Origin of the sequence: Paramicrobacterium fandaimingii (assembly GCF_011751745.2) — a bacterium.
GTDB lineage: Bacteria > Actinomycetota > Actinomycetes > Actinomycetales > Microbacteriaceae > Paramicrobacterium > Paramicrobacterium fandaimingii.
On sequence record NZ_CP061170.1, the window covers coordinates 1,882,629 to 1,894,439 of the forward strand.

Sequence of the window (11,811 nt, forward strand, 5' to 3'; positions counted from 1 at the left end):
GACGGACGTTACGCTTCGGACGAGTCGGCGGCGTCGCTCGTTGAGACAGGCGTCCCCGTGAGGGCTGCTGTCGTTACGCGGCGCGAGCGATTGCGGCCCTGTCCTGGCTTCTTCGGCTCGGGAAGCGAATCGAGTACAGATCCGAGAAGATCCTCGGCCTCGCGCTTGTCGATGTGGCGTGACGCAGGCTGCGCAGGCTCAATGGGAATATCGAGAATCTCGACAGAGCTCCCCTGTTCTGCAGCATCCGTGACTGCCGGTTTCTCCGGCTCTGGTGTGCCTTCTGCAATGCTCGCTGGCTTCTCAGCCGAGTCTGCATCGGGGTGAATCGTGCTCGCGGCAATCTGGGAGAGCGCCTTCTTGGCGTCGTCCGTAATTGAGTGAGCGGCACCCGCTGACTTCTGCGGGCTGTGCCCACCGCTGGTGCCGTTGCCCCCGTGGGAGCCCCCGCCGTTGCCGCGACGCTTCCGCCCGCCATTGTCAGAGCCAGACTGACGGTGCTTCGACACGGGCTCGTGATGCACGACGACGCCGCGACCTGCGCACGCGTCGCAGGCTTCGCTGAACGTCTCGAGAAGCCCGAGACCGAGCTTCTTGCGAGTCATCTGCACAAGACCGAGAGAGGTGACCTCAGCGACCTGGTGCTTCGTGCGGTCGCGACTGAGGCACTCGACGAGGCGGCGCAGAACGAGGTCGCGGTTCGACTCAAGTACCATGTCGATGAAGTCAACGACGATAATGCCGCCAATGTCGCGAAGTCGGAGCTGACGAACGATTTCTTCCGCAGCCTCGAGGTTGTTCTTCGTGACCGTCTCCTCGAGATTGCCCCCAGATCCCACGAACTTACCCGTGTTCACGTCGACGACGGTCATGGCCTCGGTGCGGTCGATGACAAGGGATCCGCCGCTAGGCAGCCACACCTTGCGGTCGAGCGCCTTCTCAATCTGCTCGGTGATGCGGTACTCGTCGAAGACATCCTTGCCGCCGTCGTACGTCTCAACACGCTCGAGCAGGTCTGGAGCGACCTGGCTCAGATACTTCTCGATCGTCTGTTTCGCGTCGGAGCCGGCAATCACCATGTTGTGGAAGTCCTCGTTGAAGACATCTCGAACAATCTTGATGAGAAGATCGGGCTCGGAATGAAGGAGCGCTGGGGCCTGCCCGTTCTCCACCTGCTTCTGAATCGATTCCCACTGGGCGGTGAGTCGATTCACGTCTCGCGTGAGCTGTTCTTCCGTGGCGCCCTCGGCCGCCGTTCTGACGATCACGCCTGCGTTCTCAGGCAGAATCGCCTTGAGAATCTTCTTGAGGCGCGCTCGCTCCGTGTCGGGCAGTTTGCGCGAGATGCCATTCATCGATCCGTTTGGCACGTAAACGAGATAGCGCCCGGGCAACGACACTTGGCTCGTCAGACGCGCACCTTTGTGCCCAACAGGATCCTTCGTCACCTGCACGAGAACCTTGTCCCCCGGCTTGAGCGCCAGTTCGATGCGGCGCGGCTGGTTTCCCGTCTCAACGGAGTCCCAGTCGACCTCACCCGAATACAGAACGGCGTTGCGTCCACGGCCGATGTCGACGAACGCCGCCTCCATGCTCGGAAGCACGTTCTGCACCTTACCGAGATAGACGTTTCCGATGAGCGAAGATTCCTGCGAACGCGCAACGTAATGCTCGGCGAGAACATCGTCCTCAAGCACGCCGATCTGAATGCGGCCGCTCTTCGAGCGCACGATCATCTTGCGATCGACGGACTCCCTGCGTGCCAAAAACTCGGCCTCGGTGACAACAGTGCGGCGGCGACCAGCGTCACGACCGTCACGTCGTCTCTGCTTCTTCGCTTCAAGCCGCGTCGAGCCCTTGACCTTCTGCGGTTCCGTAATCGGCTCGGGCTCATTTTGAGACGGCCCATCGCTGTCACCGCTTCTGCGACGGCGCGACCGCCGACGAGAATTTCCATCGTCACCCGAGTCGCGATCGTCCAACTTCGGCAGCGGCGGCAGAGGGGTGATATCGGGCGCCTTAAAGAGGAGCTGTGTTGACGGGACAGCCACAGCAGCCGTCTTCTCTGCTGGCACTTCGGCGCCCGTCACGCCCGTCGTTGAGGCGTCACCGCCCGCACTGTGGTCTATATCTGCTTCGCTGGGCTCCCCGGGGGCATCCGTGCTCACAGTCTCTTCTGCCGGTTCGACCTTCTGTGTCTCTGTCGTGTCAATTGGCTCGTCGACGGGGTCAACGGCATTTGTCGTGTTCTCTTTTTCCACCATCTCTGGTGCACTCCTCGACCGGACGGACAGCCGCGCCATCCATCCGGGAACTCTCAAAGGGAAGATGCGCCTCAGCGAACTCCTCCACACTCCTGTTGATCGCGATCGGCTTGACGCACTCATCGCGAACCCTCGGTCACTCCGACCGAATTACAACACTGGGCAGTCTGTGCCCAATAAGCCTTTATCTGCCGGGAGGCGAAGCGCGGTTCGCCTGACGACTGTGCCATTATCGCACGTTACCCCGCGATCCGCCTCATGCGCTCTCGACACAGCGGCCTGTGCCATAATCCCGAACGTGAACGTTTCGCGCGATGCACCCCCTGACGACGCCCGTCCGATTCCTCTGGCAATCTTTCTCATCGTTGCCGGCATCGTGGGATGGATTGCCGCATTCGCGCTCACACTCGACAAATTCGCCCAACTTGAGAATCCCGATGCGAAGCTCGGCTGTGATTTCAACATCCTCGTCGGCTGCAGCACGAACTTGGCATCTGAACAGGGAGCCGTCTTCGGGTTTCCCAATCCGATCATCGGTCTGGCCTGCTGGGTCGTCCCCATCGTGCTCGGCGTCGCGTTGCTTTCCGGAGCACGATTTCCTCGATGGTTCTGGCTCCTGACGTGGGCCGGATTTCTCGGTGGCGTGTGCCTTGTCGCCTGGTTCATCACGCAGAGCATCTACGTCATAAGCTCACTCTGCCCCTGGTGCATGCTCACGTGGTCCGTCACGATTCCGTCGTTTCTCGCCGTCACCTTCCATGTACTGAAAATCGGCGGCTTCGGACCGCGACTGAAGGCGTTGGGTGTGACACTGTCGGGCTGGACGCCTCTCATCACACTCCTGGCGTACGTTCTCATCGCGGTTCTCGCGCAGACACGGCTCGACGTCATCGGCTCCCTGTTCTAGCCGGTCAGCCGCAGACAAAAGGGCCGCACCCCTGGAAAGTGGAGCGGCCCCTCTTCTGATGCGCTAGCTGAACCAGAGCCTCAGTTCACGTTCGGCAGACTCTGGGCTGTCTGAGCCATGAACGAGGTTCTGCTGCACAGCGAGACCCCAATCGCGACCCAGGTCTCCCCGAACGGTACCGGGCGCCGCATTTGTGGGATCGGTTGCGCCTGCAAGCGATCGGAAACCCTCGATCACCCTGTCGCCTGCCACACGCAGGGCAACCACGGGACCAGACATCATAAACTCGACGAGCGGTTCGTAGAACGGCTTGCCCTCGTGCTCTGCGTAGTGAGCGGCGAGAACCTCTCTGTCTGCCGGCACCATGCGGATATCGACAAGTGAATATCCCTTTGCCTCAATGCGACGGAGGATCTCGCCGGTGAGGTTGCGCGCCACCCCATCCGGCTTCACCAGAACAAGTGTCTCTTCAACAGCCATTTAGCTTTCTCCTGCCTCGAACCTGTGGTTCTTCTCTCTGTCAATCCGTGTGCCGACGACCATGCAGTAAATCCACATGATCAGAAACAACCCGCCGACAACGTACATCAGGGGCATCACGATGCCGGTAGCAACGATAACGCCTTGGAGCACCCAGCCGCAGACGATGCCCCAGCGAAATCTCAGAACCGGAATCACAGCGACCATCAAAACACAGAGGATGCCGCCGGCGACGAACGCCGTCACAGGATCCACCGCGTCCAGCCCGTAGGCAACGAGCGTGGCGAGAAAGACGATCAGCAGCTCGGCGCTGAAGACAATAGAGCCGAGGGTCGCCCTGACCCCTCCTCGCCTCAAGACCAGTCCCGATCCTCGACGACGAGCAGAGCCTCGCCGGCGAGAATGACCGAACCGGCAACGACGACAACACGCCCGGGCTCTTCCCCAGCCCATTCGCGGGCGACGCTGAGCGACTCATCAACACTGTCGTACGAGAGCACCGGCTTGTCTGGATCACTGCGCAGCACCTCCGCTGCGAGATCCTCGGCGTCACGAGCACGTTCGGACTCGACCTGTGTGGTGAACACGCGTTCCGCGAGAGGCAGCAGCTGACTCAGCATGCCTCGAGCATCCTTGTCGTCAAGCACACCGATCACGAGGGCAACGTGGTCACTGTCGAAGTAGCGCTCGAGCGCCTCTGCGAGGGAGCGCGCACCGTGCGGGTTGTGTGCTGCGTCGATGATGATCGTTGGCTGCGTTGCTGCGAGCTCAAGGCGACCGGGGGTCGTTGCCTCGCCAAGGCCTTGGGCAAGCACGTCAGCGTCGAGAGGAACTGCGCCATCGCCGAGGAAGGTCTCACAGACGGCGATGGCCAATGCGGCATTGTGGCCCTGATGGTCTCCGAAGACCGGAAGGAACTGACTTTCGTAGGCTGCCGCACGGCCCTGCACGGTGATGAGCTGTCCGCCCACGGCGACAATGTCACTCGAGAGGACGAAGTCGCGATTCTCCAGGACCAGGGGCGCTCCAACGCTCGCCGCGGCCTGCTCGATTTTCGCCAACGCCGCCGAGACCTGCACGGCCGAAACCACACGCGATCCCGGCTTGATGATCCCTGCCTTTGTCGAGGCGATCTCCGCGATCGTTCCCCCGAGAGTCGCGCTGTGGTCCATATCGATCGGCGTGAACACCGCCACCGAGGCATCTGCCACGTTTGTCGAATCCCACTCGCCGCCCATTCCCACCTCGACGATGGCGACGTCGACGGGAGCCTCTGCGAAGCACGCGAACGCGAGCGCCGTGAGCGCCTCAAAGAAGGTCAGACGCACATCGCCCGCCTCCTGCAGTTCCGCGTCGACCATCTCGACGTAAGGTTTGATGTCGTGCCAGTTCTCGACGAGCTTCTCGTCTGAGAGCGGTTCACCGTCAATCGTGATTCGCTCATTGAAGACACGCAGATGCGGACTCGTGAAAAGTCCGGTGCGCAATCCATGCACGCGAAGAATGCTCTCAATGAACCGAGACGTGCTGCTCTTGCCGTTAGTGCCCGTGAGGTGAATCACGGGGCACGCTCGTTGCGGATCACCCAGCAGTTCAACAACACGGCGCGTCGGGTCGAGGCGCGGGCGAGGCCGGCCCTCCCCCGTGCGTGCGAAAAGCTCAGCGATGACATCCGCTGCAGCCGCAGCGAACCCGGCGCTTCCGACGACTGGCTCAGACATGTGCCTCCTTGACTCGACTGACGGCGATTGTGACGCGGCCGACATTGGCGAAATCGCCACCCGCAACCGATTGAGTGTGCTCTGGCTCGTGGCGAGCTCGTGACCTCGAGACATCAGTCTCGCCGAGATCCTTCTCGATGTGCACGTCGAAGGAGACGGCAAGCGTCTCGGCCGCAAGGCTGACAGCGGTGACCCGCCTGACGGCGTCGGCGTCTGACTCGTTCTCGAAGACGAGATCGAGTCTGATTCGATCACTGACGTCGAAGCCCGCTGCCTTCCGCGTGTCCTGCACCGCACGCACCATATCGCGGACGAGACCTTCGGCCTCAAGCTCCACCGATGTTGTCGTGTCCAGCAGCACAAATCCCGACTCCGAGAGCAGCCCGAGCGCGGTGCCCTCGCCAGCATCCGCGGTCTCAAGCACGAGGCCGTACTCGCCCTCGGCGAGTTCGATGCCTCCGGCCGTCACAACACCGCCGGCCTCAGCCCAATCACCCGTCTTCGCCGCCTTGATCACCTGCTGCACGTTCTTGCCGAGCCGGGGCCCCGCTGCACGCGCATTGACCGTCAAACGCGAAGTGATGCCGAACTCGACGGCGCTTGAATCCGTGAGGGAGACGAGCCTGATGCTCTTGACGTTGAGCTCGTCGCGCAGAATATCTTCGAATGGCCTCAACGCATCGGCGAGCGGAGTGACCACGGTGAGCTCGGCGAGCGGAAGCCGAACCCGGCGCCCCGCCTGCTTGCGCAGAGCCTGCCCAACAGAGCTGATCTCGCGCACGCGATCCATAGCGGCGACGAGTTCAGCATCGGCCGGGTAGTTCTCGGCATCGGGCCAGTCTGTGAGGTGCACGCTCCGATCACCGGTCAGACCCTTCCAGATCTTCTCGGTGACGAGCGGCAGCATGGGCGCGGCAACCCGACAGAGCGCTTCGAGCACCGTGTACAGCGTGTCGAACGCCTCTCGCCCTGTGCCGTCAGCCTGCACACCCGTCCAGAACCGATCGCGAGATCGTCTCACGTACCAGTTGGTGAGCACGTCGGCGAAATCACGCAGCGAGTTCGACGCGAGCGTCGAATCGAAGGTGTCGAGATCCGCCGTCACGCTCTCAACGAGCTGGCGGAGCTTGGCAAGAATGTACCGGTCAAGGACATCGTCCGAATCGGTTCTCACTTCTGCCTCGTAACCGCCATCGATAGCCGTGTTGGCGTACAGGGAGAAGAAGTACCAGGTGTTCCACAGCGGGAGGAGAAGCTGCCTGACGCCCTCGCGGATTCCCGCTTCGGTCACGACGAGGTTTCCTCCGCGAAGCACAGAGCTCGACATGAGGAACCAGCGCATCGCGTCGGACCCATCGCGATCGAACACCTCGTTCACATCGGGGTAATTGCGCAGCGACTTCGACATCTTCTGTCCGTCGCTTCCGAGCACGATGCCGTGGCTCACGACATTCTTGAACGCGGGCCTGTCAAAGAGCGCCGTTGAGAGCACGTGAAGAAGGTAGAACCACCCACGCGTCTGGCCGATGTATTCAACGATGAAGTCAGCAGGATTGTGCGTATCGAACCACTCGCCGTTCTCGAACGGGTAGTGCACTTGCGCGTAGGGCATCGATCCTGAGTCGAACCACACGTCAAACACATCTTCGATGCGCCGCATGGTCGACTTTCCGGTCGGATCATCAGGATTCGGCCTGGTCAGTTCGTCGATGTACGGACGGTGCAGGTCTGAGGGACGCACACCGAAGTCGCGCTCCAACTCATCGAGAGACCCGTACACGTCAACGCGCGGAAACTCCGGGTCGTCGCTCTTCCATACCGGAATCGGCGATCCCCAGTAGCGGTTGCGGCTGATCGACCAGTCACGGGCGTTCGCTATCCATTTGCCGAATTGGCCGTCCTTGACGTTCTCGGGCACCCAGTTGATCTCCTGGTTGACCTCGACCATGCGGTCGCGAAACTCGGAGACGCGGACGAACCAGCTCGATACAGCCTTGTAGATGAGCGGATTGCGGCACCGCCAGCAGTGCGGGTACGAGTGAACGTAGCTAGCCTGCCTGAGCACACGCCCGTTATCGCGCAGCATCCGAGCCAGTGTCTTGTTTGCCTCGGACCAGAGCTCGCCAGAGACGTCCGCGGCGCTGGACAGGAACGTGCCCGCATCATCGACCGAGAGAATCACGGGGATGCCGGCGGCTTCACAGACTCGCTGGTCGTCTTCACCGTAGGCGGGCGCCTGGTGCACGATTCCCGTGCCGTCTGTCGTCGTCACGTAGTCATCGACGAGGATCTGCCATGCATTCTCGGTGTGCCAGGTTTCGACGTCAGCGTAGTAGTCGAAGAGACGCTCGTAGGTCACTCCCTCGAGATCACTTCCCGCAATCGTGCGCAGAACAGCGTCTCGCGCGGCTTCCGGCGAGTCGTAGCCGAGTTCCTTCGCGTGCGCTCCAACCAGCTCGGAGGCCAACAGGTAGCTCTGCGATTCCTGGGCATCATCGCGTGTCGAACTCAGGTCTGCCGCGCCGTTCGGACCAGAGGGAACCACCGCATACTCGATTGCAGGCCCGACAACGAGCGCGAGGTTCGTGGGAAGAGTCCACGGCGTCGTCGTCCATGCAAGTGCCTTCACGCCGACGAGACCGAGCGCGTCGGCCTTCGTTCCCGTCAGAGGGAAGGTCACCGTCAGCGTCTGGTCCTGGCGGTCCTTGTACACGTCGTCGTCCATGCGAAGCTCGTGGTTCGACAGCGGGGTCTGGTCGCGCCAGCAATAGGGCAGCACGCGGTACCCCTCATAGGCAAGGCCCTTGTCGTGCAGCGTCTTGAACGCCCACAGAACACTCTCCATGAATGTGATGTCAAGCGTCTTGTAGTCGTTCTCAAAGTCAACCCATCGGGCCTGGCGTGTGACGTACTCCTGCCATTCGCCCGTGTAGTGAAGAACCGATGAGCGCGCGGCCTCATTGAACGCCCCGATACCCATCTCCTCGATCTGGGACTTATCGGTGATGCCCAGCTGGCGTTCCGCCTCAAGCTCGGCAGGCAGACCGTGAGTGTCCCAGCCGAATCGTCGATGAACCTGCTTACCGCGCATTGTCTGGAAGCGCGGAAACACGTCCTTTGCGTATCCGGTGAGCAGGTGCCCGTAGTGCGGAAGGCCGTTGGCGAAGGGCGGGCCGTCGTAGAAGACCCACTCAGCCGCACCCTCTCGCTGCTGAATGGATGCAGCGAACGTGCCGTCCTTCTCCCAGAAGTCGAGCACAGAGAGTTCGACGTCTGGGAATGACGGTGAGGGCGTCACTCCGAACGCGGCGCCCGTGTGTGTTGTGTCGTCTGACTTGGGGTACGGCATATCGCTCCTGGCAGGTCTGATGTTCTCCTGCGAGGGCGGCAACGCCGCGGTACCACCTCACTTGCCCGATCTCTCGAGCCACTCATTCTTTGGCGATGACGGGCCAGCCCCGTTCGGTTCTACTAGGCACACGTGCTGTTCTTCCGAAGACTCCCCGGTGATGCCCGGATCGCTGTCGATGGTGCAAGTCTAACGGTTCGCGCCCGTGTGGTGTGAGCGGATGCACCACGTTCGTTAAAAGTACGGTGCGAACCCGGTGACGATGGGGGCGATGGCTTCACGAACATATGCATCGAGCGAGCCGCGACCGACGCCGTCGCCTGCCCACCGCGCCGCCGCTGTGGCAGCGGCCGCCGTCACAGCACCCGCGACCGTTGCTCCGTGCGCATTCGCACCGCTCCGACCGCGGATGAACGAGGAGATCATCTCGGTGACGGCAAGCAGCCGCACCATTCCTGAGCTCAGCAGCACGTCGCGCGTGCCCATGAGGTCGACCTGGGTCAGTGCCCACGGAACCCGATGAGACGGATGCTCCGAGGCCACCCTCGTGAGCGCAGCCTCGACATCATCAAGAACGTTCCCGTTGGCAGAACGAGAACTGAGGATGCCGCCGAGCGCGCTGACCGTCTCATCTAGATCGACCCAAAGCACGTCGCTCTTCGACGAAAAATAATTGAAGAAGGTGTTGCGGCTGACTCCGGCACGATTCGCAATGTCGTCGATCGTCGTGCCTTCGTACGTCTGCTCGAGGAACAGCTCAGCAGCTGCTTCCTCAAGCATCCGTCGAGACGACCTCCGCGGCCGACCTACGCGCTGTTTTTCAGCCATCCTGGCCCCAACACATCACTCCGCTATTCTGCCATAGTGCTCGGCTGCGGCCCGAGCGAAAGAGTCGCTTTTTCGCTCTAGCTCGCGTCGGCTTCGACAACCTCATCGATCTTGTCGCCGAACGGAACGGCGAGGGTCGATGAGTACACCCAGCTGATGTGGTGTGTGTCTCGGAAAGCAAGCACTCCTCCGATGACGGGCGGACACTCGCCATCCACGATGAAGTAGCCGCTCATATCGATCAGCGATACGCGGGAGTCTGAGGTCTCGTTCGCGGCCTCGGCAAGCGGGTCCTCACCGAACGCGTCATCTTCTGAGGCCGCGCACTCGGTAGCGGCGCGCTTGCCATTTACCGTCACGCATCCGAGAACGTCGCTGCTCATTCTGGGCGTGTCACGAACGGCGATGACGCTTGTGATGTTGTCGGGCAATTCGCTCCAGCGCTCCTCGTAAGCCGAGATCGCCGTGTCTTGCCACGACTCTCCCGCCGCAGGCTCAATCGGGTTCGACGACTTGGCCGCCGTCACGATGGTATCGATCTCCGAGTGTTCGTCGAGATAATCCATCGCCTCGTCGTTCCAGGTGCTGCACGTCTCCACGAGCGTCGCCACCTCAGCATCCGATTTCTCCGGCTCGTCTCGCGGAACACCGATGAAGGGGCATGATGCCTTCGTCAGCACTGTGACGTGCCACTCTCTCTTCTCCGCTGTCATCGACATCGCGCTCAGCCACTGCTCGGCGTGAGAATCACCGACGAGAGCGATGACGTGATCGGCATCCTCTTCGTCGACGCCGTATTCACACACCTTGAGCTCATCGTCTCTGGTGTTGGTGATGCACCGCTCCGGTGACTTGTCGACGAGAGCCGGGTCGGGCACGGCGGCCGTATCGGGTTCGACCACGCAGTCGGAGCCTGGTTCAAGCGCAGCGCCGCCAAAACACGGGTCCTGGTTTGCGACGAGTGTCTCGAGCTTCTTCTGACTCACCTTCACCTGTTGGTCTGCAGCGCCGACGCCCGTGAAGGTGACAGCGACAACAGCGCCCATTGCCGCTGCCGTGGCAACGAACGTGAGACGCGGACGCCACGAAGACGTCAGCCCGATGCGCACCGGATCCTCAATCCAGTTCTTCGATGCCCATGCCAGCGCCAGCGTAATCGCGGTGATGACGAGGAGGTCAATACCGGTGAGCGCCCGCTTCAGAACAAACGGGGCAAGAATCACCAGGGGAAAATGCCAGAGGTACACACTGTACGAGACGTCTCCAAGCCACTGCACCGGTCGCACAGCGAGAAGGCCGCGTGGCGACCATGCGGTGACCGGGTCGTGGGCAATGATCACGGCGATCGTCGCGAGAACGGGGAGCAGCGCCGTGTACCCGGGAAACGGGGTCTCCCCCGTGTAGACCACGGCGCTCACGAAGATGCCGCCAATGCCGAGCCAGGCCATTCCGCTGCGGATGTGCGCGGGTATCGCCTCGAAGAAAGCCGGTCGCGAGACGACGGCAAGGGCAGTCAGACCGCCGAGCGCGAATTCCCAGGCACGTGTCGTCGTAACGAAGTATGCGGCGGAGGGGTCGAAAGCCGTTTGCCACACGGACCAGCCAAACGAGAGCACGGCGACGACGCCGATGGTGATTCCGATTGCACGGTGCGGGTGGGTACTGCGCCGTCGCGAAGCGATCCACAACGCAGCGACCATCAGAAGCGGCCACAGAATGTAGAACTGCTCCTCCGTTGACAGTGACCAGTAGTGCTGCACCGGGGAGGCCTGGGCCTCTGCCGCCATATAGTCAACGGCCTGATCGGCGAGCACCCAGTTCTGCCCGTACAACGCTGACGCCGCCACCTGATTGAGAAAGCTCGGCTTGAACCCCGTTGGCACAATCATCCAGACGGCGCCAACAGTGAGCACAAGCACGAGCAGTGCGGCTGGCAGCAGCCGTCGCGCACGGCGCGCCCAGAAACGGGGCAGATCGACCCTTGAACTCGTGTCGATTTCGCGCAGAAGATGCGCCGTGATCAGAAACCCAGAGATCACGAAAAAGACGTCAACCCCGACGTAACCGCCGGGCAACGCGGCCGGGACGAAGTGGAAAACCACAACAATGCCTACGGCAACGGCCCGCAGGCCCTGTATATCGGTCCGCACTCCGGTCGTGCGTCCGCTCGTCTTCTGAGACATGAGTGGATCACCAGCCATTCGTCGACTACCCCCACTTTAGGGGTCAACTGTGCCGACGATGCTCAGAGAGCATTCAGGA

8 protein-coding genes are annotated in these 11,811 nt (G+C 61.7%); 1 reads left to right on the top strand and 7 read right to left on the bottom strand.

Features of this window, described 5'->3' with window-relative positions:
* Positions 1 to 8 precede the first annotated feature (8 nt).
* Entirely contained in the window at positions 9 to 2,264 is a 2,256-nt protein-coding gene (locus HCR84_RS09145) for an Rne/Rng family ribonuclease (protein ID WP_244972451.1), read from the bottom strand.
* 298 nt (positions 2,265 to 2,562) lie between these two features.
* Between HCR84_RS09145 and HCR84_RS09150 the strand changes: the two genes are divergently transcribed.
* Positions 2,563 to 3,171, top strand: coding sequence for a vitamin K epoxide reductase family protein (locus HCR84_RS09150; RefSeq protein WP_244972452.1), 609 nt, complete (start codon positions 2,563 to 2,565; stop codon positions 3,169 to 3,171).
* Between the two features lie 63 nt (positions 3,172 to 3,234).
* Here HCR84_RS09150 and ndk read toward each other — a convergent pair whose 3' ends face one another.
* From ndk to HCR84_RS09180, 6 genes are all read right to left on the bottom strand, one after another.
* A complete protein-coding gene (gene ndk / locus HCR84_RS09155; protein WP_166983756.1) occupies positions 3,235 to 3,651 on the bottom strand; it encodes a nucleoside-diphosphate kinase in 417 nt (138 codons plus the stop codon).
* Positions 3,652 to 4,008 (bottom strand): DUF4233 domain-containing protein, encoded by a 357-nt coding sequence (locus HCR84_RS09160; RefSeq protein ID WP_166983757.1) that lies wholly within the window; start codon positions 4,006 to 4,008, stop codon positions 3,652 to 3,654.
* Complete coding sequence (locus tag HCR84_RS09165; RefSeq protein ID WP_166983758.1) at positions 4,005 to 5,372, bottom strand: bifunctional folylpolyglutamate synthase/dihydrofolate synthase; 1,368 nt, start codon at positions 5,370 to 5,372, stop codon at positions 4,005 to 4,007. The genes HCR84_RS09160 and HCR84_RS09165 overlap by 4 nt, the downstream gene beginning before the upstream one ends.
* Positions 5,365 to 8,721: an isoleucine--tRNA ligase gene (gene ileS / locus HCR84_RS09170; protein WP_166983759.1), complete on the bottom strand. Its 3,357-nt coding sequence runs from the start codon at positions 8,719 to 8,721 to the stop codon at positions 5,365 to 5,367. The genes HCR84_RS09165 and ileS overlap by 8 nt, the downstream gene beginning before the upstream one ends.
* A gap of 234 nt (positions 8,722 to 8,955) precedes the next feature.
* Positions 8,956 to 9,501, bottom strand: a complete 546-nt coding sequence (locus HCR84_RS09175) for a TetR/AcrR family transcriptional regulator (RefSeq protein WP_244972453.1) — start codon at positions 9,499 to 9,501, stop codon at positions 8,956 to 8,958.
* A 125-nt stretch (positions 9,502 to 9,626) separates the two neighbouring features.
* Positions 9,627 to 11,732, bottom strand: coding sequence for an acyltransferase family protein (locus tag HCR84_RS09180; RefSeq protein ID WP_166983761.1), 2,106 nt, complete (start codon positions 11,730 to 11,732; stop codon positions 9,627 to 9,629).
* Positions 11,733 to 11,811: the final 79 nt, after the last annotated feature.